The organism is Virgibacillus ainsalahensis (assembly GCF_055380755.1).
On the sequence record NZ_AP043943.1, the window covers coordinates 754,215 to 780,087 of the forward strand.

Sequence of the window (25,873 nt, forward strand, 5' to 3'; positions counted from 1 at the left end):
ATTCCTCCCACTTTAGAGCAAATGCATCGGCTCTGATTTTTTAAATAAATTAACGAACGTTTCCTTTTTGATTTCATTTTCTTTTATGTTGGTAAGTTCTTGTTTTAATGTTTGAATCTCTCGTTTTAAATGATTTATTTCTTCTGTTTGTTTTTCTGTGTGTTTGATTCGTTTGTTTTGTTCATACTGCTGCTCCTGGATCGTTTTCAACCATTTTTCCTGGTTGGCTACATTGGATACGGTCATTCCTATCGTCTGCATGACCGATAAAATATTTTCTTTGTAATTTCCCTGTTCCAATGTCGTTTTCACATCTTCTATGGAGCTGTCTACTGTGATCGGAAAACTTCTATTAGCTAACATGTCCATAATTTGCGGCTTTGCATAGTTTTGATCTTTACATTGCTTGATGAATTTCAATACTTCAATCGCTTCAGGATGATAATAGGTAGCATCCTGCTGGTCTGCTTTCGGGATATAAACATTAAAATCCTTAATCCAATCTGCTGCAGTATTCTCTGAAATGCCAACAATATGGCACAAACCATTGATACCTAACAATTCCAATGTTTTCACCGTCTTTCCTTTTTGTTCTTGCTTGCATGTTTTCTTTCTAATTTCCGATCGTATCCTTAGTATAAAAAAATAAAGTGGGATGAGTATGTGATAAATGTGGCAAGTGTGAGTAAATTATATTTCAAATGGAGAGATGTTAGTTTGCCTTGTATGGGCGCAGGATTTTTCGCCATGAGCGCAGAACTATCGGGAATGAACGCAGTGCTATCGTGTGCGAGCGCCGGACTTTTCGCTCCGAACGCCGGACCACCACGAGTGAACGCCGGATTATCGAGTGTGAGCGCCGAACTTTTCGCTCCGAACGCCGGACCACCACGAGTGAACGCCGGATTATCGAGTGTGAGCGCCGAACTTTTCGCTCCGAACGCCGGACCACCACGAGTGAGCGCCGGACTATCGAGTGTGAGTGCAGAACTTATCATTCCGAACGCAGGACCCCCATGAGCGAGCGCCGGATTATCGAGTGTGAGCGTCGAACTTTTCGCTCCGAACGCCGGACCACCATAAGCGAGCACAGTACTATCGAGTATGAACGCCGAACCTCAGGCCATGACTGCAGTCCTCTTGCCTCTGAGTGCCGGCCCCCTACCGCAACACCCGAATCACTGCCTGCCCACCAACCCATACAAAAAAAGCGCAGAAACAGGAGGTTCCTATTTCCGCGCTTTTTCTTCCTATGAAGAAGTCCATGCACCGCCGTTGATATGAATTGCCTGCCCAGTCATATACGATGATTCTTCTGCTGCAAGCATTACGTAAGCCCATGCATGTTCAGATGGTTGTCCGGGACGCTCCATCAGCGTGTCCTGACCGAACTTTTCTACACCATCCTCGTCAAAGGAAGACGGGATAAGAGGGGTCCAAACCGGTCCGGGTGCTACCGTATTTGCACGAATTCCTTTTTTGGCAAGGCTTTGTGCAATACTGCGTGTGAATGCTGTTATTGCTCCTTTCGTTGCAGAATAATCCATGAACACCGGATTTCCACGATAAGCGTTGATCGAAGAAGTGCTTATAATCGAATCTCCAGCTTGCATATGGCGGACAGCGGCTTTTGTTAAATAAAATTGTGAGAAGAAATTGACACGGAATACGTCTTCCATTTGTTCGGATGAAATATCCAGCAGATCTTCCCGGACAAACTGAATGGCCGCATTGTTTACCAAAATATTAATTGCCCCAAATTCCTCTACAGTTTTGTCAACAAGACCCACACAATGGGATTCTTCCTTAATATCTCCCGGAAGTAACAGGCACTGGACACCTTCAGCCTCTACCATTTTCTTTGTTTCCTCTGCATCTTCATGTTCATCTAAATAGGAGATTGCGACATTCGCACCCTCTTTTGCATATAAAATGGAAACAGCTCTTCCAATCCCACTATCACCACCGGTAATCAGCGCGCTTTTCCCTTTTAGTTTATCTGTTCCTTTATAATCTGTCGGCTGAGCAGGAAGCGGGTTCATCTTTGATTCGATACCGGGCTGTTTATCCTGCCGTTGCCGTGGGGTACTTCCTTTTTGCATCTCTCTTGGATCCATAACTGAGTAAATCCTCCTTGTATGGTTCTATTTTCTAATGAGTTGTTTCAATCTAATCATTCCACTTTTATTGATGAAACAAACATCTCATCCGAAGAGAGCATTGCCCCGCCCGTGAGCGCCGGACGACCGCGTATGAACGCAGGATCCCAGGAGGCGAGCGCAGAACCACAAGCCATGAACGCAGGACATCTGCCCCTGAGCGCCGGACCACCGTGTGTGAACGCAGTACCCTGGGCCCAGAGCGCCGGACCTTAGTCCACGAACGCGGTACACTGGCCCGTGAACGCCGAAACACCAGTCATGACCGCAGAACCCCACACGACAAGCACCAGAACAGCCTCCATCTCCCCACCATAACCAATTAAAAAACGCAAGCCTGTACAATCAGGCTTGCGTTTATCTATAGTGTGAATTGTTGATTAGCCGCGTCGTCCGCCTCTGCCGCCACGCTTTGTTTCGGTGCTGCGTTTGAGTGTGGCCAGATTTTCTTCACTTGTTTTAAGGAATTTAGCCATTTTATCTTCAAAGCTTTCCTTGGATTTGAAATTATTTTTTGAACGAGGGCCTTTGGAATTCCTGCCATCTCTTCCTTGACGAGGTGGGCGTTGTCCCTCGGGTTTATCCATTGTTTGTTTAATGGACAAGGCAATTTTGCCATCTTTCTCACTAAGCACCTTGACTTCAACCTGGTCACCTGATGTGAGATGATCGTTTACATCTTTTACATAGCTGTGCGCTACTTCGCTGATATGAACAAGTCCCGTTTTTCCGTCCGATAATTCGACGAATGCTCCAAAATTGGTGATGCCTGTTACTTTACCTTGTACCTTACTTCCTACTTCAATTGACAATAATTTTCCCCCTCAGTTATGTTAAACCACCTTATTTTAACAAATAAAACAAAGAATAGCAATGGAGTTCAAAAACTTTTTCCAGAACCAACATCCTCTATTATCCTATAAACAGGATGTATAGAAATGTTACAATGGTTGGAAATTCATTGAAACTACCACAAAGAGACGTTAAATATATTATAATGTAAATAGATTTATAATCGAAAAAACAATGGAAAGGGGAGAGATGCATGAAGTTATTTCACACAGCTGATTGGCATTTGGGAAAGCTTGTCCAGGGGGTTTACATGACAGACGATCAGCGATATGTTCTCAAACAACTGGTACAGGCCATTGAAAAAGAGAAGCCGGATGCTGTGATCATTGCCGGTGATTTATATGATCGTGCAGTGCCGCCGACAGAGGCTGTTCATTTGTTGGATGAAGTACTTGAAACAATTGTAATGCGCCTGAAAACCCCGGTGCTTGCGGTTGCGGGGAATCATGACAGCCCGGGAAGATTAAATTTTGGAAGCAGGATGATGATGCAGAATGGTTTTCATATCGTTGGTAATTTTTCGAAGGAGACAGAACCGGTAAAACTCCATGACGAGCATGGTGAGGTGCATTTTCATCTAGTTCCTTATTGTGATCCAAGTGTTGTCCGCACGGTTTTTGAAGATGAAACGATTCGTTCACATAATGATGCTGCAGCAAAAATCGTGGAGCATATCAAAAGTGGTATGGATGCTGACGCCAGGCATGTTTTCATCGGTCATTCCTTTGTTACACCTTTTGGGGAGGAAGAGGAAAATACGAGTGATTCGGAGCGTCCGCTTTCAATTGGTGGAGCTGAATATGTCGATGGCCATCAATTTGACGCTTTCCATTACACTGCTTTAGGCCACCTGCATCAGGCACATTATGTTGTAAATGAAACCATCCGCTACTGTGGGTCTATTTTAAAATATTCCATATCTGAAGAACATCATAAAAAAGGGTTTCATATTGTTGAACTGGACGGCGATGGGAATGTATCTGTCGAAAAACGACTCCTGGAGCCAATAAGGGATATTCGAACAGTAGAAGGAACGCTCGAGGAACTGCTTGCCCATCCGGTGAATCAGGATTATGTCTTTGTTCGCTTATTGGACGAGGCACCTGTTCTTTCACCGATGGAGCGAATCCGGTCCGTTTATCCAAACGCCATGCATGTGGAGCGGAAAAATTATTCAACCAATCATGCGTTCACCGAGGAAGGCGAGAGAATTCAGCGCAGTGAGATGAGTGATCTTGATCTTTTTCATGCCTTTTACAAGGAAGTAAAAGGCTCGGAAGCTTCAGAGGAAACAGCTTCGATTTTTAAAGAAGTCCTTGATGAACTTTTGCGTGATGAAAATGAGACAAGCACTTCAACAAAACAAAAGGAATATATACCGAATTAAGCCTTTAAAGGCAGAAAGGAGTCGATACATAATGAGACCGTTGAAATTGACAATGACAGCATTCGGTCCATATAAAACGACAGAAACCATTGATTTTACAGAACTGCATGAGAACAACCTGTTTGTCATTTCCGGGAATACAGGTTCCGGGAAAACGACGATATTTGATGGGATTTGTTTTGCTTTATATGGCAGTGCAAGTGGAACGGACAGGGAAGACAGTAAGATGCTGCGGAGTGACTTTGCCGCTGATGACACGCATACCTCCATCGAACTGGAATTTGAATTGAAGGGCAGGTTTTACCGGATTTTCCGCCAGCTTGGCCATGTAAAAAAAGGAAATAAATCCAGGACTGGTGAGCGGTACGAGTTTTATGAAAAGGTAGACGGAAAGGAAATCCCCTGTGTGGACAGACAAATGGTCTCAGAGATTGATAAAAAGGTGGAGTCGATCATCGGGCTGACACAGGACCAGTTTAAGCAAATTGTCATGCTCCCACAGGGCGAATTCCGCAAACTGTTAACATCGCAAACTGAAAATAAAGAGGCAATATTGCGGAGGCTTTTTAAAACAGAGAATTACAGCCATATCAATGAATTGCTGAAAAATAAACGAACGAAGGCAGATCAGGAATATAAGCAAATGCAGCAAAAGCGGGACCAGTATATTCAAAATATCCCCGCAGCATTGCCTGAGCGGGAAGACTCTCATCTATTCCAGGTAATTCGTGAGGAATATTACAATGTTAATCAGGTTGTTGCCGGATTAGAGCAGGAGATTGCCTTTTATGAAAAACAAATCCAAAACGATAAACAGAAATATGACGAAGCGTACAAAGCACATGACGCAAAACAAACCGAATTTCATCAGGCAAAGACATTAAATGACCGGTTTGCGGAATTGGACCAGCAGGAAAAACAGCTGAAAGAGTTGGAAGAACAGGTGCCGGCTTACGCCAAAAGGGAAAAACAGCTGGATGCGGCAGAGCGGGCGAGCCATATTGCAATCCATGAAAAACAGGCAGACGAATGGCGTCAGGAAGAAAAACAAAAGGACGAGCATCTGAAACATGCTAAAATCGCCAGCAACCAGGCGGCTGAAAAATTGGAACAAGCCCAAAAAACCTACACGCAGGAAGAAAACAACAGTGACAAAAGGGAGGAGACCGGCAAAAGGCTGGATCAATTACATACCCATTTGCCAGTTGTAAAAGAACTTGACGATAAAAAGAACCACTTAATCGAACTTCAGACCAAAGGGAAAAAGGCTTCTGATGAGCTGGAAAACGTAAAAAGTCAACTGGAGAAAAAAAGAGAAGCAGTGGAGGCCGCAAACAAGCGAATTACTGAAATGGATCAGGCTGTCAGCGGTTTATTCGAAAAAGAGCAAACAAGAAATAAAATGAGGGAACAAGTCAAGGTGGTAATGGATTTTACCAAATACAAACAGGAGCGGGCGGAGCTTGATAAGGAGCTCCAACAAAAACAGGAAACCTTTCTTCAGGTAAAAGCAGAATATGAGGAACTGGAAGCAAGCTGGTTGACAAATCAGGCGAGTATCTTAGCCGGCCATCTGCATGACGGTGAAGTGTGTCCGGTTTGTGGGAGCCTGGAACATCCGAATAAAGCGGTGAATCAGGAAAAACAGATAAGCCGTGAGCAGCTTGAGAAATTAAAGAAAAAGCTCGATGAAAAAGACAGCAGCTATCGTGATGCTGTTGCCAAACAAAAAACAAAGACCTCCCAAGTTGAGGAGAAAGAAAAAGAACTGGCTGACTATCAAATTCTAGCCACAGATGCAGAAACGGAAAAGGAAAAATTGATTGAAAAAGGAAAGCAGCTCACGAACGAGATTGCTTTTTTAGAGAAGCAGCGTGAAGAATTGAAAACAAGCAAAGAAAAACTTCAAACAGCAAATGAAGAAATAAAACAAATGGAAGCCACCAAAGAAAAGCATGAAAACACGTTCTATAACCACAAAACTTCCTATGAAAAAGCCAAGGTAGTCTATGATGAACGATTAAGCAACATCCCGGAGGAAGTAAGGGAGCTATCCCGGCTGGAAAAAGAAATCAATGAAACGAAAACAAGCAAGGAAAAGCTGGAGAAGGCATGGGAGGAAGCCCAAAAACAATTGCAGCAGGCAAAAGAAGAACAGACAAAAGCGGCTGCCGATTTTACACATGCAAATAAACAGCTGGATGAAACGAAAGGACGGCGGGAAAAAGCCGAAGAACAGTTTACCACAGCCTTAAGCAATGCGAACTTTGATTCCGAAGCTGCTTATCATGAGGCGAAAATGGCTGAATCAGACCGGCAGCAGTTTAAGGAAGCGATCCAGCGATTTAATGAAAACCTTTCTGTGAAAAAACAGCAGGTGCAGGAGTTAGCCAATGCTTTAAAAGACAAAAACCGTGTCGACCTCACGTTTATTGAAAAAGAATTGCAAGCATTAAAAGAAGCGTATGAGACAGCATACAAAACATTGAATCAATCCAAAGGTTATCTAAAAGATGCCTCCGAGTTGAAGGAAAATATCATTGATGCGAATACGCAGTCAATGGAGCGCGAAAAAGAACTTGCTACAATTACCGATTTATATGATGTACTACGAGGGCAGAATAGCCAGAAAATTTCCTTCGAGCGCTATTTGCAAATCGAATACCTGGAGCGGATCATCGAAGCTGCAAATGGTCGGCTGAGACGGTTGTCAAATGGGCAATTTCACTTAATCCGTAGCGACCGACAGGAATCCCATGGCAGGCAGAGCGGCCTGGCACTCGATGTATATGACGGATATACCGGCCAGACACGTGACGTCAAAACATTGTCCGGCGGGGAAAAATTCAATGCCTCACTCTGTCTGGCGCTTGGCATGTCTGATGTCATCCAAAGCTTCCAGGGAAATATCTCGATTGAGACCATGTTCATTGATGAAGGCTTCGGTTCTTTGGATGAAGAGTCACTGAACAAGTCGATTGATGCATTAATTGATCTCCAGCAGTCCGGCCGGATGATTGGCGTTATTTCCCATGTGCAGGAACTAAAAAACGTCTTCCCGGCAATACTGGAAGTAAAAAAAACAATGGAAGGCCACAGTCAGACAAAATTTGTAGTGAAGTAGGGGGTGGGGGTGTTCCTTGTTGGGGCCAGACCCCATCGCTGAACGCGGAACATCTGGGTCTGAACGCAGGACATTGGTCCGTGAGCGCAGTACTACCCGGTCTGAGCGCAGGACCCCAGGCCGCGAGCGCCGTACTATCCGGTCTGAACGCAGGACCCCAAGCCACGAGCGCCGTACTACCCGGTCTGAGCGCAGGACCCCAGGCCGCGAACGCAGTACTATCTGGTTTGAGCGCAGGACCCCAGGCCGCGAACGCAGGACCCAACCAGTAAACGCAGAACGCCCGTATGTGAATAGTACTAATTGAACCCCCGAGGTGATAGGAGGATACACCGTTGAGAAAAAAACTATTTTATTTAATCATCACTGCAATGCTCACATCACCAGAAATCTTCTCGGCGTTGACTGATTTAGGGCAGGAAACCGATGCGCAAGAACTCCACACGAATGCTATCGTTGTAGACAGCCATCTGGACACACTGATGAAGGTCGTTGATGAACAGACCGGCCTCCCTCAGACAGACATCGGGGGAGATACAGATTTTGAAGCCGATCTTCCTAAACTTCATTCCGGTGGGTTAAATGTGCCTTTCTTTGCGGCATATACACCTGGCTATCACGACAATAACGCGCGCAGTATCAGTGAAACACTTGCCTCGATACATGCACTTTACTGGATAGAGGAGAACAACGCAGGTCAGCTTGAAATTACATCAACATTAAAAGAAATCAATCAGGCAATAAGTGAGGGGAAAATTGTTGCGGTACCAACGATTGAAGGTGCTTATTCCCTCGAAAAGCATAATGCCACCGAATTGCTCCAGCAGTATAAAGATCTTGGGGTAACAACAATCGGCTTCACATGGAATTATTCCAACGCCCTTGGGGAAGGTGCAGACAGGGTTTATGGCGATCCGGCCAGTACACCTTCAGATGGAGGATTAACCGAGCTTGGAGAAAAAGTAGCGCGTGAGATGAATAGACTTGGCATGATGATTGATGTTTCCCATTTGGCTGAAAGCACATTCTGGGATGTGCTGGAAGTTACCGAAGCACCAATTATCGCAACACACTCCGGGGTTGATGCCCTCAACAATCATCCGCGTAACCTGACGGATGAACAGTTAATCGCTCTTGCTGAAAATGGTGGAGTGATCGGAATTGTATTTTATCCGGAGTTTTTAAGCAATGATGGACAGGCAGATATCTCCGATGTCGTTGATCATATTGATTATGCCGTAGATTTGATTGGCATTGATCATGTTGCCCTCGGATCGGATTTTGACGGTGCCACCTTACCAAACGATATGCAGCATGCCAGTGATTTGGATAAAATAACCGAAGAATTGATGGAAAGGGGTTACTCGAGCCGGGATATTAAAAAAATACTTGGAAGGAATACATTGCGGGTGCTCGGAAACGTGCAAGAAGCTGCAGATTCTGATGTGAACAATGAAAGCAATGGCCCGAGCATTACACCTGCCTCTGAGATGGGTGAAGAAGTAGATAGCTGTACTCCCCTTCTCACAGCTGAGGTTACGGTGGATCAAGAAGCTGCCATCGATGAAAGCAGTCTGCGAGTGATAGTGGATGGCATTCCCCATGAGCCGGAATTTGATGGAAAAACGATGTCCCTCCAGCTGACAGAAGCCCTGAATGAACGGTTTCATGTAGTGACATTTGAAGCGGCGAATGAGGCTGGTGAACCCGAGCGGCAAACGAGAATATTTTATGTGGAATGAGATGGAGCGCCGGACTCCAGGTTATGAGCGCAGTACTATCGGGTTTGGGCGCAGAATCATTGGTCGTGAGCGCAGGACCACTACTCCTGAGCGCAGTATGACTGGGCATGAACGCAGCACCATAGCCCCCGAGCGCAGAACCCCGGGCCCTGAGCGCAGTACTATCGGGTTTGGGCGCAGGATCATTGGTCGTGAGCGCAGGACCACCACCCCTGAGCGCAGTACGACTGGACATGAACGCAGCACCATCGCCCCCGAACGCAGAACCCCGGGCCCTGAACGCCGGACTATCGGGAGTGAACGCTAAACATCTAAGCCTGAGCGCAGGATCCCCGTCCCCGAGCACAAGATCAACCACACCACCCATACAACATAACCAAGCTGATAGAAGAAATGTGCCCACTGCACCCAGCCATTTCCTCCATCAGCTTTTTTATTTTCCAAAACATAAGGAACATTCATTAAAATCATTCTTGTAAAAGTCTATGCGATTATGTATAATCATAATAAAATAATGCATAATTATTCAAATTTGAATAAAGCGGACTGGTGAAAGGAGGGATTCGGTGAATAATCTATATCTTCTGCCAAATGCGGAGGAAGAGGTCATTGATTCCTATGATGAAGATATCATCATCACGAATCGCGATGGGAAAATTATAAAAGCGACACATCTAAGTGGGCGGCAATATGGGGTGTCCGCGGAGGAATTGCTCGGTCAATCGGTTTATGAATTGGAAGTCAGGGAGATTTTTTCCCCTGCAATTACGCCATTTGTTCTCAAGCAAAAGAAAAAAGTGGTGCTTATCCAGACGGCATATGATGGTAGAAAAGTGCTGATTACCGGTGTTCCCTTATTCAATGAGCAGCATGAGGTTGAGTTTATCATGAGCTATTCCTATGAAGTATCCGAATTGCTGGCGCTTCAGGAATATTTGAATGAAATGGATGGGGAGATGTCGCGGGTCAAAGAGGAGCTCGTCACACTGCGGGAAGAACAATTGCATATTGATGGACTGATTGCAGAGAGCAAGGAAATGAAACAGGTCTTAAAATCGATGAAGAAAGTAGCGCCGCTGAAAGTCCCGGTCGTCCTGCAGGGGGAGAATGGGGTCGGTAAATCGACACTTGCTAAATGGATGCATAAACAAAGTGATAGGCAGGGCGCGCCTTTCATTGAAGTTGATTGTACAGCAATTCCGGAGGCGATATTCCATTATGAATTAACTGGCAACAACAGCACCAACAAAGTGGACGGGAAGGCAGGATATCTTCAACTCGCCCAATCCGGCAGCCTTTATTTACAAGGGGTGGATGAGCTTTCCCTCTACGCTCAAACGATTTTGTACAAAGCACTCCGAGAAACAAAGGCTAATTTTCGAATCATCAGTTCTAGCACGGAAAATCTGGAGGAACTTGTTGCAAAAAAGGAATTCAGAGAGGATTTATTTTACCTGCTCTATGTTGTGCCTGTTTCTATTAAACCATTAAGAGAGCGGCTGGAAGATTTAAGTACCGTTATTTCGCAGTATGTGGAACGATTTAATGCCACTTATCAACTGAATCGAACCCTCTCCGACGATTTATTCCGCACACTGCTGCATATGGAGTGGAAGGGGAATCATCTGGAAGTGAAAAATCTGATTCAGCGGCTGGTTACTCAAAGCGAATCAACGGTCATGACAAAAGACGACCTGCCTGTAACTTACCGTCAAGCCGAATCAGAATTGGAATTGGAAGTGGATGGGCGTAAATTGGCACACATTCTGGAAAATGTGGAAGAAAAAGTATTGCTTAGTGCGAAAAAACGATACAAAACAACGACGGAAATGGCAGAGATGCTTGGCATCAGTCAGCCATCTGTCGTACGTAAACTGAAAAAATATTCTATCTAAGATAAAGGAGCATTGATATGACGGAAAATAATCAGGATTGGCTGAAATTAGCAGATTCTATTGGCAACTTTCTCGCGCCAAGTATGGCAAAGGATCACCCAAACTTACCTGTCGTAAAAGCGGAAGGCTGTTATTACTATGGAGCGGACGGGAAAAAATATTTGGATTTCACCTCAGGTATTGCGGTGGAAAATGTCGGACATCGTCATCCGAAAGTTGTGGATGCTATTAAGAATGGTTCAGATCACTTAATTCATGGTCCGTCCGGCGTAATAATCTATGAATCTATTTTAAAATTAGCGGAAGAACTGCAAGGAATTCTGCCAGCAAAATTGGATAATTTCTTCTTTGGAAACAGTGGAACGGAAGCAATTGAAGGGGCATTGAAACTTGCCAAGTATGTGAAACAGCGGCCATATGTCATTTCTTTCACCGGAGGATTTCATGGACGGACGATTGGATCCTTAAGTGTTTCCACATCAAAAAGTAAATATCGTAAACATATGCAGCCATCATGGTTAACCTATCAGCTGCCATATGCAAACCCGAGTGAATGTCCAGTAGACACAGACCCGGAAGTGTTTTTCGCTGAAAAGCTGGAAGCAGAAGCAGCAAGTCTGTTTCGTCATCAGGTGGATCCGGAAGAAGTTGCCTGCATGATTGTGGAGCCGGTATTAGGCGAAGGTGGTTATGTCATTCCACCGAAATCCTGGCTGAAAAAAATCCGCGAAATCTGTGATCGCCACGACATTTTGCTGATTTTTGATGAGGTGCAAACAGGATTTGGCCGAACGGGGAACTGGTTTGCTGCTCAAACGTTTGACGTTACACCAGATATTATGGCAGTTGCAAAAGGCATTGCAGCAGGTTTGCCGTTAGGTGTCACCATCGCTTCCAAAGAATTAATGGCGCAATGGCCGATGGGTACACATGCAACAACCTTTGGCGGAAATCCATTGGCTTGTTCTGCTGCACGGGCGTCCATAGGGGTAATCAAAGAGGAAAATCTGCTGGAAAATACCCGCGATATGGGAGATTACGCACTGGGTCAGCTGCGGAAACTGCAGGAGAAGTACTCGGTTATTGCGGATGTTCGTGGTGTCGGCCTCATGCTTGGTGTCGCTTTTCAGAATCCGAAAACGGCTGACCCAGATGGGGATGCTGTCATGAAAGTACTGGATGGTTGTCTGGAAAAAGGCGTGCTGTTTTATCTGTGCGGGAATGCCGGCGAGGTGTTACGTATGATTCCCCCATTGACTGTCACGAAGGAACAAATTGATGCAGGGATAAATGTCCTGGAAGAAGTGTTGAGATCGCTCTAAACAACAGGATGGAGTATTTACTTTTACAAAGGGGGGATTGATTTTGAATTCAACAAATGAACAGAAAGAAGCTACTGAAATTGAGAAATCATTTACGAAAAAAGATTTTCTGAAATTTTTGCTACCATCCTTATTCGGGGTGCTTATTTTCCTTTTTCCAGTAATGGAGGGAGGCTCATTTAACATACCATTAGGTGTCATTACCGAGTCGCTCATTGATTTGTTGACCAATTGGCTGCCTATGATTATTACGTATATCATGATCATTTCTACGGTAATCACGCTTTATACCGTTATCTTTAAACCGAAGCACATGCTCAGGTCTGAATTTCTTACATCCATCTTTGATGTCACGGTATTCTGGACAATCGTTCGGGTATTGGGTACGATTTTTGCGGTTATGACTCATTACGGAATTGGCATGACGGTTATCTATTCGGAAATCACGGGTGGAACCATGTTCGGCCTGTTGACAACCTTGATTGTATGGTTTTTTGTTGCTTCCTTTCTCATGCCCTATTTGATAAATTTTGGGGCGATGGAATTCTTTGGGACGCTGCTTCGTGGTGTGATTAAACCATTATTTACCTTGCCGGGCCGTTCTGCCATTGACCTGCTCGCATCCTGGGTCGGTAATGTGAACGTTGGTGTTGTTATCACACGAGAACAATATCAGGATGGATACTACACTGGACGAGAGGCGGTAGCAATCACCACCTGTTTCTCGACCGTATCCCTTCCTTTTTGTCTCGTCATTGCAGGGATGCTGAATGTAGAGCATGTTTTTCCTCTTTTTTATTTAACGATCGTAATCGCAGGGGTAGTTAGTGCCATCATCATTCCGAGAATTCCACCGGTATCAAAAATACCAGATACGTATTATAAGGAGAGTCAGTTCCGTGAAGCAGTTCCAGAAAATATGTCTGCATTCAAATGGGGACTTCATCAAGCAATAAATCGCGCGAAACACGCTGGTTCTATGAAAGACCAGGTGAAACAAGGGGCTGAGATTTTTGCAGGTATTGCCTTTGTATTACTTCCACAAGTAATGGCGATTGGAACAGTTGCCCTCATTATCGCGGAATTCACACCGGTTTTCCAATGGATTTCACAGCCGATGATTCCACTTCTAAATCTCTTACAGATTCCGGAAGCAACTGCGGCGGCACCTGCGACCATCGTCGGCTTCATTGATATGTTCCTGCCGGCAGTTTTGGCATCAGGAATTGAAGCAGAGATCACCCGATTTGTGATTGGTGCCTTATCATTGGTACAAATTATTTATCTGACTGAAATGGGAACCCTTTTAATTATCTCAAAAATACCGGTAAATTTATGGAAGTTATTGATTATCTTTATTCAACGTACATTGATTTCCTTGCCGATTATTGCGTTGATTGCCCATATTATTTATTAAAATCTTCGTTCAGGCTTCGAAAACAGAAGTCAATTTAGAATGTAACAACAGGTGGTGTTAGCCTTGTATATAAAAAAGCTTATCGATAAACTCGGCAAGCAAAAGGTGAGTCAAAGTGAATCTGAATTATTTCGTCACAGCCATGATGAATCTCCCCATCAGGCTGTTACACCAGATGTCGTATGTTTTCCGGAATCAAGGGAGGATGTGCAAACAATACTTGAAGTTGCTGCAAGTCACCATGTTCCGGTTACTGCATTTGGAGCTGGCTCAGGACTAGAAGGACAGGCCATCCCGGTTCAAAAGGGCATCACGATGAATTTTGAAAAGATGCATCGCATCCTGAATTTTTCCCCGGAGGATATGACGATTACGGTGCAGCCTGGTGTTACACGAATGCAGCTGAATCAGTTTGTGAACAGACATGGACTGATGTTTCCAATTGATCCAGGGGCAGATGCTTCCATTGGTGGCATGGTCGCAACAAATGCAAGTGGAACAACGGCTGTACGCTATGGATCAATGCGTGATCAGTTACTAGATCTGGAAATCGTTTTAGCAGACGGCACTGTAATGCATACAGGCACCCATGCGAAAAAGTCATCTTCCGGCTATCATTTAACCGGTTTATTCGCCGGATCTGAAGGTACATTAGGAATAATCACAGAGATTACGCTCAAGCTTCATGGTATACCGGAGCATACAATGGTGGCGCGCTGTACATTTGAATCAGCTGAAAATTGTGCCGAGGCTGCTCAAACAATTTTATTAAGCGGTACTGCCGTCATGCGAATGGAATTAATTGACGCGAAAAGCATTTCTCATGTAAATCGGCATAGTGGTCTGGATTTTCCGGTAAAGCATTCCTTGTTTCTTGAGTTTGCTGGAGCAAAAGGTTCGGTGGAAGAAGAAGTGAGACTTACCGCCGCATTCATGCATGATTTGGATTGCGCAAACTGGGAAGTCGCAAGTGATCCCACGGAACAAAAAGCAATTTGGAAGGCGAGACATGAATTATCTTATGCTTTTCAACATATCAAGGGAATGAATGAAGTAGGGGCAGATGTTTGTGTGCCAATATCCCGTTTGCCTGAACTTGTTGGCTATGCACGCCAGCTGATGGATGAAAGTGGGTTGGAAGGCGCGATATGGGGACATGTTGGTGATGGAAACTTTCATACGAGTGTGATGTTTGATCCGAAAATAGAAGGAGAACGGGAAAAAGCAAATGGGGTCAATGATGCCCTCGCTACATTGGCTATTAAAGTTGGCGGAACATGTACCGGTGAACACGGTGTCGGTCTTGGCAAGATAAAGTTCCAGGAAGCAGAACACGGCGCAGCACTGAACATCATGAAAATGACCAAAAACATGTATGATCCGGAAGGGATTTTGAATCCTGGAAAAATATTTAATTGAATGTAGCCCATTTTTAAATAAATACAGAATACATTCCGTTGGATATCATTGATATTACATCAGATAGATACCTATGTAACCAAATGGTTGAGCAACATAAATAAAATCAATGAAAATGTTTGACTGTGCCCGAAATAAGTTTAAGCAATAGGACGTCTCTGCAGGATTACTATTTGTAGAAAATTAAAACACTTCTTATTTGAACATTTATGTCGGTGCGAATATAAGATATAATAAGAGTACACCTTAATGGAGGTGCTGATATGTCTATTCCAGATAAAATTATCAAGGAAATTGACATGTTGAGTGAGAAGGAAAGGCAAAAGGTACTCGATAAAATTAAAGAAAAATATATGTCTAGGGATGTCATTTTGCTAAGTGAAAATTATTCTTGGTGGGATAATGAGGAGGATGACATTTACAATGAGCAGTAAGATGAAACAGGGTGATATTTGGTTGGCAGATGTCCTTTTTAAAGGAAGGCGTCAAGCTAACCAGCGCCCTGTTATTATTGTTGGAAATGAATTGGCATTGGATGTGGATGTCATTATTGCTCCAGTTACCAGCCAACAACATAGAAATCCAATTTGATGTTGTTTTGGAGTAATGGAACGAAGCTGGATTGTTAAAACCATCTGTAGCACGTACTTCAAAAAATATTTCTGTCCATGGCTCTGAATTGAAACGTCATATCGGTGTATTACTTAAGCATGATCTTGAACGAGTACTCGATATGTGTAGAAATCTATTTTAGTAGTGTAATTTCTTTTTTCTTCTTTTCTGTAATACGAAGGGCCATTTTGTGGAAAAAGGAGGGTTTGTAATGCCAATTTGCGAGAATTGTAATAACAAGTGGAGTTGGAAGCAGACAATTAAAAACTCACAACATTGGACCCTGCAATGTCTTGCCCCTATTGCGAAGAAAAACAATATCAAACACAAAAATCCAAAACAAAAGCTCCCTTTTTATCTCAAATTGTTTTATTACCACTTCTTATTCAAATTTTCTTTGACGTACCGGGAATTGTCTTACTTAGCTTAATTCCTGTTTTAGCTGTTATTGTCTTTCTTCTATATCCATTTTTAATAGAATTAAGTTGCAAAGAGGAATATATTAATTTTTTTAAGGAATAACAATGAAATCTTGCGAAATTAACAGAAACTTTAATAGCTGTTATTAAGCTAATTGGTCAGGATTGTGAATCAGAAAATCTATAGTTTATTAATGATTGTCGACACTTCGATACGAATCTTCATGTTAAGATGAAGCACTCGTGTTTTCTTTTTGAAGTGCCGTATTTTCTTTCGATTCTTTATATAACTCTTCTTTATTTTTATTAATCCATTGCACTAAATATTTTTGATAATGTTTCATTAACCAGCCTACGATTTTACCGATGAAGTACGCAGCGATGATTGTACCAATACCAATGGATCCTAATGATTGAATGAAAATAATACATACCAAACCAGCCACACCAACATTTAGTAAATCACTGGAAATTTTGGCATGACTAAATGTCATATTAAATCTTTCACTTATGACAGTTGTTAACTCATCATATGGCATTAAAGGAAGTTTTCCACTGAAATATCCAAGTAAACCAATTGCCACAACGAATAAACTAATAATTAAAAATCCCCACCGCATTACTAATGTTTCAGGCGTAGGAAATAGTTGCAACAGTAATAATGTTACATCCATAAAGAAACCAAATAAAAATGCAATAATTAATTGCACGATAGATTCCCGCAAATTGAATCGTTTACTTAATATCACTTGTACGATAATAAACAAAACATTTGCGATTACTGTCATAATACCGACCGATAAACCGGAAGACAGTGCAAATGCATAGGCTAACGATGAGACTGGCGATACACCTAGGTCCGCTTGTATGGAAAAGCTGACACCAAGCGACAGAAAAAACAACCCAAAAACATATAAACTAAGTCGCTTCATGGTCACATTAATATGTTTCATAAAATCCCTCTCCGAAAAACAATCTAACTTCCATATTACCATGGAAGTTGATATATTAAAAATATATATATTTAATAAAGGTCATATGTAAAAACATATAATGGAGTTGAGAATATGGATATTCGTCAGTTACAATATTATAAAGAAATCGTTAAACAAGGGAGTATTTCGAAAGCAGCTGAAGCATTGAACATTGCACAACCCCCATTAAGTCAACTATTAAAAAAACTAGAAACAGAATTAGGTACAACTTTAATTCACCGCTATCGTCAGAAATGGGAATTGACTGAATCTGGTCAGCTGTTATATCAATATGCAGATCAATTATTAAGTCAAATGGAAGAGATGAAAAGACATATTCATGAAATAGAAGAAGGTACCGCGGGGACAGTACGTATAGGTGTCTCATCTGCATGTTCTAATATGCTAATTGATTACATTGCGGAATTTAGAGAACAGTTTGCTCAAATCAAAATTAACATTTTTACAGGGGACTCGGAAGGTTTATTAAAAAAGTTAAAACAAAAAGAAATTGATATTGCTTTACTTCTGCAACCAAGTAATATCGAACAATATGAGACGAAAACGTTGAAAAGAGAACCTGCCATTCTCGTTGTTCCTAATAGTTGGACAACCTCTCTCTCAGCTCAACCGAGGTTAAAGGAAATTGCGCACCTTCCTTTTATAATGCTAGGTGCTATGGAAGGTTACTCCTTTTATGGAAATATATTAAAAGCCTTTGAAAAGCATGAGATAAAACCCAATATTATTATCGAATGCAAAGATATACCAATGCTTATTGCACTTGTCAATCGGGGGTTAGGTATCTCCATTATTCCAAGAATGAACTATAAATCCCTGTTTTTTGAACATTTAAAGATATACGAATTCAGGCAATTTGATTTTAGTGTAGAACCTGTGATGATGAAATTAAAAGATGTACCAGTTTCCAAAGCAGCAGCACAATTTTGGCAAATGGTGAAATAACTCATCCGTAACGACTGTATTCGGAATGAATTTTATTCAATTAACAGTTTGGGATAGATTAAAAAATCTAATAAAAGGTGAGGAGATTTTTTTTGGATAAAGAAGTATTTATTGTTCTCTTTTTAGCTATCTTTTCTGCAATTATCGGAGGTAGTGTTCTTAGAAGTAAAAAGGATTAACAATAAGAAAGGCTAAGTTTACCAGTTGGAACTTTTTCCCTATTGTGATAACGGGAGTTTTTCTTAAAAGAGGGATTGGCCCTTGTTTAATTAACGTAAGGAGATTTGAATAAGAAAAATTGGAGGAGATCAAATGGAAGTAGAGGTATCTGGTTTAGGTATTGGTTTAATTTTGTTAGCTATTGGATTAACTCTTATGGGATATTTTGTAGGAAAAGGTTTACAGAATATGGGTCATCCAGATAAAGGTCATAATTATAACCTCTTTATAAAAGAAAGTGATTTGGAATTTTACCTTAACCTAGATAAAAATGAGATTGAAGAATTATTGAGAAAATATCCTAATGCTCCTAAAATAGAGATAAAAGGAACAACATATTATCCTCATAAACAATTTATGGATTGGGTTTCTTCAAATGAATTCTACAAATAATGTGCTTGTTAAACGAATAGGCAGTTAACTCCCATCTTGTGCTAACTGTTGCAAAAGTTTAATAAGTTATTAGTTCTGCCCTCTAATTGAACTAACGCTGCAAAGAGTTGAATATTGAGAGGTATTTAACCTTGATTTCTACTAGCTAACTGAAGGAAAGGACAGATGAATAATGAAATTAAGACTGGAATTGTTTGTTGATAATATAGAAAAATCAGTGGAATTTTATCGTAACATTTTGGAATTTAACGTACCAAAAGAAATCAAAGAAAATTACATATCTGTTAGAAAAGGGGATGTAGTTTTAGGTTTAGGAGAAATGAAAAACTTATCTGATCATCATCCACTTAAAGCTTCTAGTAATGGTCAACAAATTGGTTTAGGTGTTGAAATAGTTTTAGAAGTTGAAGATATAAATGATGTTTATAATAAAGTAGTTGCAAAAGGGTATCCCATCCAGACAGAATTGACCACAAGACCATGGGGGATGGTTGATTTTAGATTAATTGACCCAGATGGATATTATTTAAGAATAACATCAAGCATTTGACTGTTTTTGCACGAATTGATGCTATACATAAAATATGGATTTTCCCCTTGCTTAATTAACAATTGAAACTAATCCTGTACAGCTTTCGTATAAAAAGTAGAGGGATAAACTTTATCAAATACTAATACTTAACACATTTAGCGATTGTAGAGCGGTGCATTTAAAGAAACTGGTGCAAGAGTTAGATAAAAGTTTTGAAGTCAGGAGGTATTATATGTTAGATTTCTCAAAACCCTCAACAATTAGGTTTTTCAAATTATCCATACATTCATTTTTTATGATGTTCATTATTACTTTTTTATCTCTCCTGGGTACAGATTTAGTTGGTTTCGCACTAGGGCGACCGATAGAAAAAGACACGACGAGCCATGTAGCTTTAATCTTCTTTATCATTTGGTTTTTATTCGCTTTACAAAGTGATAAATATAAAAAGCAAGATAGCAAGTGATGGTAAATATATTCTTAAGCAAAAGGATGCTTTACTAGAATAGGTATTTCACCCTTTATCAATTAATGTGAGCAGGATAGTTGATGTTATATGAGGGAGGGGGATTTTAATGCTTGAGAAAACTGAAACAAATAGTAATTCGATAATTTCTTTGACGCTTGGTATTCTTTCAATCCTCATCCCCTTTATTGGATTAGTTCTTGGAATTATCGGAGTTATAGTTTCAAGAAAGGCGACAAAAGAAATTGGGAAAACAAATGAAGCTGGCAAAGGGTTAGCGATTTCTGGTTTAATCTGTAGTATGGCCGGAACCATTCTTCAAACCTTAGTGGTATTGGGTTATATTGCTTACAATACGATAACTACCATATCTTAGTATTTCTAGTTCTAATTTCGCTATCTGGTGCAAGAGTTAAAAAGGCGATCATCAAAAGGATCGCCTTTACCATTAGAAAGTATTTTTTGAATATTATGGATTGGAGTTACTCTTGTTTCGTTAAATGGTGCTTCACAAAAATTGGGGGATTGAGCCCTTATTCAATGAACGACGTATTATGGAGTAGAGAATGATGCAAGGGGGATAGGATAATGAGTGAAAATCAAGAAACTCCTGAAGAAAGAAGAGAAAGATTAAGACAAGAAGAATTAAAAAGAAACTCTGCTGGGAGCTTTTACGGTGGAGGACTCCCTGATTTAGTCGGAGGATTGGGCTGGAAAGGGACTGGGATCCTTATTTTAATAATAATAGTAGGATTTATAATATATTCCGTTTTCTTTCGTTGATGGGGAAGGGTACCATTTGATTAATCTTTTGGAAAACATATATGGATTATCGATAGCAATATGACTGAAGATTGGAATCAGAAAAAGTTTAACTGGGATATTATGTTAATATTAGCTTGTGAAGATATTGAAATAACCCGCAGGATAGTGGAAGAAAGGATAATATGTAATGACTCTGATGGAAGTATCGATAGAGCAATATAGGGATTCAGTGTACAGAATTGGTTACTTACAAGGAAAGAAAATCGATGGTTATCTTATTTCAAAACTTTCGCTGTTAGAAAATGAGCGTTTTAATATTGATAATGCAAATAAAATTTTCAGTGAATTTGCTCCACATTTATTGGACGAAATATCAGGATTGGCAGATGCATTAGAAATTAGCATAGAAAAGGCTACATCGCTATTTAGCGGCTATGGTGTCCCTATGATTCAAGGAATGGGATGCTCTTCTGTTGTTAATCAAAGATATGCTGTGAGAAATTATGACTTTTCCCCGGAGATATATGACCAACGATTGGTTCTTATTCAGCCAAAAGAAAGTTTTGCCAGCGTAGGGCATAGTCTTCATATTATAGGTAGGCATGAAGGAGTAAACGAAAAGGGGCTTTTCATCTCATTTCATTTTGTGAGCAAAGAAAAACCCAAAGAAGGTTTAACTGCATCGATGGTTGTTAGAATTGTTCTGGATAGTTGTCAGCGTACAGAAGAGGCAATAAAATTATTGAAACAATTACCACATTCTTGGAGTTATAATTTTTCTATCGGTGATAGTCATGGTGAAACTGCTATTGTGGAAATTAGTCCTTATGAAATCAAAGTGAGAGAAAGTAAAGGAACTTTGATGTGTACAAACCATTACCAACATAAAGATTTAATCAATAAAAATAAGGAGGACTATACCGATAGTAACAAACGCATATCTTATTTAGAAAAAAAGAATTTTAATGAATTGAGTGGGAAAGAGGTATTTGATTGGTTTAAATCATCAGATTCTGTCATGTTCTATAAAGATTATAATGGTTTGTTTGGGACATTACATACTTTTGCTTATATTTTTGATACAGATATTGTCTTAACTTCGTTGCCTAATGGTCAAACACTTGAAATTGACTGGAAGGAATGGATAGAGGGAATAAATATAAAATCTACTTTGATAAGGGGGAGTTTGATACAACAAGAACGTGATTAGTTTCACTTAAACAACTGGTATTAGCCTTTATTAATAAAGGCTGAATTGCCGAAATTGGAGTGGTATTGTGAAAAACTATTATCTTGCTGTGACCTATGATGTTTGTGAACATAATGATTTGTTTGAGGATATGAACGCGTATCATTTAATCTCACTGGATAATTTAGATAATTACCTAAAGCATTTAGCAAAAAAAGATAATGCTCCAGTAATAAAAGTCTATGTATCTGATACAAGTGATTTTAAAGAATTAAGGCTCCATAAAGAATATAGATACAGGGAATATGAATGTGGATGTGTTGATTAATTTTGAATTAACTGGTTTTCATACAGCAATCAAAATATTGAATACGTATCAGGGGGAGTATATGGAATCAATTGATTTAAGAAGAATGAGAATGAAACAAATGGGTATTACAAATGTTCTGGTATAATGATACGTTTTCTCATGAATACAAGATAGTGGAAAAAAGGTTTTAAAAGGAGAAGGAGTGTACAATGAGAAACTTTATCATTGCTGTAATTTTATTCGGACTTATAATAATTCTACCATTTTTAAACATAAATAATTCTTTTATTTTTAGATTAATTGAATGGCCAACAATGTTTGTCTTGCCCTGGATCATCTTGTATTGGTTAATCAGATTGGTGAAAGCTTTAGAGAAGAGAAATTGAAGTAACATTTTTTGTGCTAAATGACAGAATATGAACAGAAGGAGACATAGACCTGTGCCGGAACACAAAAATGATTCATTTCATGATATGAATAGAAAAGAAAAGATAGCAACAGTTGCAGGAATAGCACTTCTCATTATCCTGGTGGCAGGTTTTGTATTGGGACTTTATTTCTTTGGAATGGCCGGGATTTTTGAACTGCTTGGCGTTCAGTATAAATCTATCTGGTCATTGATTGTTTTTGTTATCAGTTTCTTTATTCTAGGCGTCATTGTCGAATTGTTTTCCAAAGCAATTTTCAAGCTATCCGTCCGAAATATGACTGGAAAAATAAAGGTAGTTTTTATCCGAGTCATTTTTGAAGCTACATCAAACTGGCTAGTCCTATTTACAGTGGATGAATTTATGAGAAGTATTACACTTTCCTTAAAAACAGAGATTATTATTGCATTGTTTCTTGCCGCATTAGAAATTGTATTCGATGATGATAAGGATTAAGTGCCATTATTGATTGACTGTAGTGGTAGGAGAAAAGTAGATTAAACTTAGGAGGTCTACGGTGGAACTAATAATAATGTTTGTTGTAGCTATTATAGTGGTTATTGTAGCTATAATTGGTATCATTGGCGGCTTAACACAAAGAATTAAAAAACCAACGAATGAATTAAAAGAACAGGTTTCTGAACTTGAAAATAGAGTCAGTGAGCTGGAGGAGAATAATAAAAAATAATTTTAGTCATAAGGACGATTCTGGAATAAAAATGAAAGTGGAGGTGTTCCATTTGATAAGAGAGTTAAGTAAGGATGAAGACTTGCCATTGGAGTTATTATTGTTGGCAGATCCATCAGAAAAGCTTGTTAGAGAATATGTTACAAGAGGTAAGTGCTTTATTATGAATCCTGATGGGATAATTTTAGGTACATATGTCCTTATTCCAACTCGACCAGAAACAGTAGAAATTGTAAATGTGGCAGTGGATGAAAATTACCATGGCCAGGGCTATGGAAAGCAACTTATCCTCCATGCAATTGAAACGGCAAAACGTGATGGTTATAAGACCATCGAAATAGGAACTGGAAATTCAGGAGTCGTTCAGTTGGCATTATATCAAAAATGCGGTTTTAGAATGACTTCTATTGATCGTGATTTTTTTGTTAGGCATTATGATGAACCTATTTTTGAAAACGGTATCCAAGTCCTTGATATGGTTCGACTTTCACAAGATTTATAGAGGGTATAGATCTTCAAAAGAAGTTTTTTTATTACAGAATGTTATTTCAAAAAATCTATTCAACTATTTGTCAGGATTTAATAAGTAGACGAATCTTGAGAAATATTTGCGAAAGGAATTTTCATGTTGCTTGGATTTCTAAGTTTTATACTAATCATTCTTTCTGTTCTATGTTTTCTATTGGGATATGCGTACTTAAATAATAAAGTTGAAGACCTTCTCATGTGGAGTTTTACAGGAAAGATTGAAAAAGTGATTGATAAAGAAGGCTATAAAAAGCAACAAGGAAAGTTTTCAATCTTTATGGGAGTAATTTTCTTTTTAGTACCTGTTTCTTTATATCTGATTGATACATTTGATATAAATCCAAATATACTTTATTTCTGGATCCTTGTTTTAGCTGGTGCGACTATTTCAAATGCAATACAGGTAAGAAAGTATTTTAAACGAAATAGATAAATCAGTACATTAACGGGTGCGATTGTACAACAAAGGTAATCGTATCTTTTGCTACTAAAGCAGCAGATTACTCGAACAAAGAGCTAATTGTATTGAATGATTAGAAGAATAATATTAGAATAAATAAACTATGTAGATATGGAGGGGAAACCATGCCGATTCGTGAAATAGAAGAAAAAGACAATCAAACAATGGAGCAAATTATTAAACGTTCATTGGAATCATTTAACTTAGACATTCCAGGAACAGCCTATTTTGACCCACAACTAAGCAGTTTGGCAAAATTTTACAAGGAACAATCAAATGCAAAGTATTGGGTTGCAGTGAATGAACAAGATAAAGTGGTAGGCGGTGTGGGTATTGCTCCATTTGGACAGAAGACGGGGATTTGCGAGTTACAAAAGCTATACATTACACCCGAAGCTCAAGGCAAGGGTCTGTCGAAGGAGCTGATGAAAGTAGCGCTCGACTTCGCCAGGGAACATTATACACACTGTTACTTAGAAACATTGAAGAAACTCCAGGCAGCTAATCTCCTATATATCAAATTAGGTTTTCAACAACTTGAAAGAGCACTAGATGGTTCAGAGCATAATGCGATGGACCTTTGGTATATAAAAGAATTATCGTAAAGAAGGTATAAGATAAGAAATAAGCCAATTAAATACTACTGATGCTGATAAGTAAAATCTAGTAGAGATTGTGTACCTAATCCACCTGGTGCAATTGTTCAACCCTTGCTAAGGAACTGGATACATAGAGAAATGGAGGAGGTGGTTATCATTCTTTATTTAAATTTATTTGGTCTGTTGGTGCTTTTGATTACCGTTCTGATATTATTAATTTTTTGTCTCAACCTAATTATTTTCATTATAAGAAAGAGACCATTTCCTAAAAAACTGTTAATCGCAACATTGCTAGGTATTGTTGTGGTTTCGATAATCGCTGGATATAATAAATATTTTTTTACATTCGATACGGATGATGGTGAATTTTATAAAGGTCCAGTGAATTCCTCAACAGATAAATATATTGCTAATGCTTACTATAAGCCCTATGGTGGTGCCACTGGTGGCGTTAATATATGGGTAGAAATCACTGATAAAGATGAGGATGAAATGAAGACTATTTATTATAGTGATGCAAAAAGTGACTTTTCGCTGGAATGGAAAGACGAAGATACTCTATATATTGTAAACGAAGAACCTGAATACCCAAGTTCCAATAGAAGTATTGAGTTGGACGTTGAAAAAGAGATTTATCACGATAGTGGGTTAGCTTGCCAAAGTTGGTTAATGAAAAAAACGTACGAAACTTGCTATCAAGACTAAGCGTTCTTGTTGAACAAACGAGGTTCGATTGTTCAACAAAGGTAGTCACATCATGTCTAAAGCAGCAGAAAGCTTGAATAAGAATATAGTAAAGTTAAGCTTTAGGGGGATAACCATTAAAAGTATATTGAAGTTTTGGATAGCGTGGGTTTTTGGTGTAATTGCAGCAGAATTCACACTGAGTTTATGGAGAAACACAGAAGTAGACTGGGAAAGTATTGAACAATGAGTATAGGTGGCCTTATAGGTGGAGCTATTACAATAGGAATAAAGAAGGCTTTTAAAAAAGATGAAGACTAACCC

The 25,873-nt window shown here is 40.0% G+C and carries 29 protein-coding genes; 24 read left to right on the top strand and 5 right to left on the bottom strand.

Annotation, left to right across the window (positions count from 1 at the left end; genetic code table 11):
- Positions 1-12: 12 nt before the first annotated feature.
- From ACZ427_RS03450 to ACZ427_RS03460, 3 genes are all read right to left on the bottom strand, one after another.
- Positions 13-576, bottom strand: coding sequence for a MerR family transcriptional regulator (locus ACZ427_RS03450; RefSeq protein ID WP_461178325.1), 564 nt, complete (start codon positions 574-576; stop codon positions 13-15).
- A gap of 674 nt (positions 577-1,250) precedes the next feature.
- Positions 1,251-2,117, bottom strand: a complete 867-nt coding sequence (locus ACZ427_RS03455; protein ID WP_461178326.1) for an SDR family oxidoreductase — start codon at positions 2,115-2,117, stop codon at positions 1,251-1,253.
- 422 nt (positions 2,118-2,539) lie between these two features.
- Positions 2,540-2,971, bottom strand: a complete 432-nt coding sequence (locus ACZ427_RS03460) for a S1 domain-containing RNA-binding protein (protein WP_461178327.1) — start codon at positions 2,969-2,971, stop codon at positions 2,540-2,542.
- 233 nt (positions 2,972-3,204) lie between these two features.
- Here ACZ427_RS03460 and ACZ427_RS03465 point away from each other — a divergent pair, with 233 nt between their 5' ends.
- The 3 genes from ACZ427_RS03465 (at position 3,205) to ACZ427_RS03475 (ending at position 9,264) form a co-directional block, all read left to right on the top strand.
- Entirely contained in the window at positions 3,205-4,398 is a 1,194-nt protein-coding gene (locus tag ACZ427_RS03465; protein ID WP_461178328.1) for an exonuclease SbcCD subunit D, read from the top strand.
- A gap of 31 nt (positions 4,399-4,429) precedes the next feature.
- A complete protein-coding gene (locus ACZ427_RS03470) occupies positions 4,430-7,522 on the top strand; it encodes an AAA family ATPase (protein ID WP_461178329.1) in 3,093 nt (1,030 codons plus the stop codon).
- A gap of 335 nt (positions 7,523-7,857) precedes the next feature.
- Positions 7,858-9,264, top strand: coding sequence for a dipeptidase (locus ACZ427_RS03475; RefSeq protein WP_461178330.1), 1,407 nt, complete (start codon positions 7,858-7,860; stop codon positions 9,262-9,264).
- A 303-nt stretch (positions 9,265-9,567) separates the two neighbouring features.
- Here the strand turns inward: ACZ427_RS03475 and ACZ427_RS03480 are convergent, their stop codons facing one another.
- Positions 9,568-9,735: a hypothetical protein gene (locus ACZ427_RS03480; protein WP_464883526.1), complete on the bottom strand. Its 168-nt coding sequence runs from the start codon at positions 9,733-9,735 to the stop codon at positions 9,568-9,570.
- A gap of 95 nt (positions 9,736-9,830) precedes the next feature.
- Between ACZ427_RS03480 and ACZ427_RS03485 the strand changes: the two genes are divergently transcribed.
- The 7 genes from ACZ427_RS03485 to ACZ427_RS03515 all read left to right on the top strand — a co-directional run bounded on the left by ACZ427_RS03485 (position 9,831) and on the right by ACZ427_RS03515 (position 16,451).
- Positions 9,831-11,159 (top strand): sigma 54-interacting transcriptional regulator, encoded by a 1,329-nt coding sequence (locus ACZ427_RS03485; RefSeq protein WP_461178331.1) that lies wholly within the window; start codon positions 9,831-9,833, stop codon positions 11,157-11,159.
- A gap of 17 nt (positions 11,160-11,176) precedes the next feature.
- Entirely contained in the window at positions 11,177-12,481 is a 1,305-nt protein-coding gene (locus tag ACZ427_RS03490) for an aspartate aminotransferase family protein (protein ID WP_461178332.1), read from the top strand.
- 43 nt (positions 12,482-12,524) lie between these two features.
- Entirely contained in the window at positions 12,525-13,898 is a 1,374-nt protein-coding gene (locus ACZ427_RS03495) for a YjiH family protein (RefSeq protein WP_461178333.1), read from the top strand.
- Positions 13,899-13,961: 63 nt separating this feature from the next.
- Positions 13,962-15,317 (top strand): FAD-binding oxidoreductase, encoded by a 1,356-nt coding sequence (locus tag ACZ427_RS03500; RefSeq protein ID WP_461178334.1) that lies wholly within the window; start codon positions 13,962-13,964, stop codon positions 15,315-15,317.
- Between the two features lie 263 nt (positions 15,318-15,580).
- Positions 15,581-15,751 (top strand): hypothetical protein, encoded by a 171-nt coding sequence (locus ACZ427_RS03505; protein ID WP_461178335.1) that lies wholly within the window; start codon positions 15,581-15,583, stop codon positions 15,749-15,751.
- The gene (locus tag ACZ427_RS03510) at positions 15,741-15,908 is read left to right on the top strand and encodes a type II toxin-antitoxin system PemK/MazF family toxin (protein WP_461178336.1); all 168 of its coding nucleotides are present in this window, start codon (positions 15,741-15,743) and stop codon (positions 15,906-15,908) included. The genes ACZ427_RS03505 and ACZ427_RS03510 overlap by 11 nt, the downstream gene beginning before the upstream one ends.
- 297 nt (positions 15,909-16,205) lie before the next feature.
- Positions 16,206-16,451, top strand: coding sequence for a TIGR04104 family putative zinc finger protein (locus ACZ427_RS03515; RefSeq protein ID WP_461178337.1), 246 nt, complete (start codon positions 16,206-16,208; stop codon positions 16,449-16,451).
- 124 nt (positions 16,452-16,575) lie between these two features.
- On the opposite strand, the gene ACZ427_RS03520 is transcribed toward ACZ427_RS03515, so the two are convergent.
- Positions 16,576-17,301, bottom strand: coding sequence for a YczE/YyaS/YitT family protein (locus ACZ427_RS03520; protein ID WP_461178338.1), 726 nt, complete (start codon positions 17,299-17,301; stop codon positions 16,576-16,578).
- 114 nt (positions 17,302-17,415) lie between these two features.
- Between ACZ427_RS03520 and ACZ427_RS03525 the strand changes: the two genes are divergently transcribed.
- From ACZ427_RS03525 to ACZ427_RS03590, 14 genes are all read left to right on the top strand, one after another.
- The gene (locus ACZ427_RS03525) at positions 17,416-18,288 is read left to right on the top strand and encodes a LysR family transcriptional regulator (protein WP_461178339.1); all 873 of its coding nucleotides are present in this window, start codon (positions 17,416-17,418) and stop codon (positions 18,286-18,288) included.
- A 312-nt stretch (positions 18,289-18,600) separates the two neighbouring features.
- The gene (locus tag ACZ427_RS03530) at positions 18,601-18,900 is read left to right on the top strand and encodes a DNA-binding protein (protein ID WP_461178340.1); all 300 of its coding nucleotides are present in this window, start codon (positions 18,601-18,603) and stop codon (positions 18,898-18,900) included.
- Between the two features lie 172 nt (positions 18,901-19,072).
- Positions 19,073-19,450, top strand: a complete 378-nt coding sequence (locus tag ACZ427_RS03535; protein WP_461178341.1) for a VOC family protein — start codon at positions 19,073-19,075, stop codon at positions 19,448-19,450.
- A 557-nt stretch (positions 19,451-20,007) separates the two neighbouring features.
- Entirely contained in the window at positions 20,008-20,274 is a 267-nt protein-coding gene (locus ACZ427_RS03540) for a DUF4190 domain-containing protein (protein WP_461178342.1), read from the top strand.
- Positions 20,275-20,486: 212 nt separating this feature from the next.
- Entirely contained in the window at positions 20,487-20,681 is a 195-nt protein-coding gene (locus tag ACZ427_RS03545) for a DUF6366 family protein (RefSeq protein ID WP_461178343.1), read from the top strand.
- A 178-nt stretch (positions 20,682-20,859) separates the two neighbouring features.
- A complete protein-coding gene (locus ACZ427_RS03550) occupies positions 20,860-21,873 on the top strand; it encodes a C45 family autoproteolytic acyltransferase/hydolase (protein WP_461178344.1) in 1,014 nt (337 codons plus the stop codon).
- Between the two features lie 67 nt (positions 21,874-21,940).
- Positions 21,941-22,180, top strand: coding sequence for a hypothetical protein (locus ACZ427_RS03555; protein ID WP_461178345.1), 240 nt, complete (start codon positions 21,941-21,943; stop codon positions 22,178-22,180).
- On the top strand, positions 22,164-22,307 hold the full coding sequence (locus ACZ427_RS03560) for a hypothetical protein (protein WP_464883527.1): 144 nt from the start codon (positions 22,164-22,166) through the stop codon (positions 22,305-22,307). Before ACZ427_RS03555 ends, ACZ427_RS03560 begins: the two co-directional genes overlap by 17 nt.
- Before the next feature lie 295 nt (positions 22,308-22,602).
- Positions 22,603-23,046 carry a regulatory YrvL family protein gene (locus ACZ427_RS03565; protein ID WP_461178347.1) on the top strand — a complete coding sequence of 148 codons (444 nt, stop codon included), beginning with the start codon at positions 22,603-22,605 and terminating at the stop codon, positions 23,044-23,046.
- Positions 23,047-23,107: 61 nt separating this feature from the next.
- Complete coding sequence (locus ACZ427_RS03570) at positions 23,108-23,278, top strand: hypothetical protein (RefSeq protein WP_461178348.1); 171 nt, start codon at positions 23,108-23,110, stop codon at positions 23,276-23,278.
- 31 nt (positions 23,279-23,309) lie between these two features.
- Entirely contained in the window at positions 23,310-23,780 is a 471-nt protein-coding gene (locus ACZ427_RS03575) for a GNAT family N-acetyltransferase (protein WP_461178349.1), read from the top strand.
- Positions 23,781-23,903: 123 nt separating this feature from the next.
- A complete protein-coding gene (locus ACZ427_RS03580) occupies positions 23,904-24,239 on the top strand; it encodes a hypothetical protein (RefSeq protein WP_461178350.1) in 336 nt (111 codons plus the stop codon).
- A gap of 152 nt (positions 24,240-24,391) precedes the next feature.
- A complete protein-coding gene (locus tag ACZ427_RS03585) occupies positions 24,392-24,871 on the top strand; it encodes a GNAT family N-acetyltransferase (protein ID WP_461178351.1) in 480 nt (159 codons plus the stop codon).
- Between the two features lie 132 nt (positions 24,872-25,003).
- On the top strand, positions 25,004-25,570 hold the full coding sequence (locus tag ACZ427_RS03590; RefSeq protein WP_461178352.1) for a DUF5412 family protein: 567 nt from the start codon (positions 25,004-25,006) through the stop codon (positions 25,568-25,570).
- Positions 25,571-25,873: the final 303 nt, after the last annotated feature.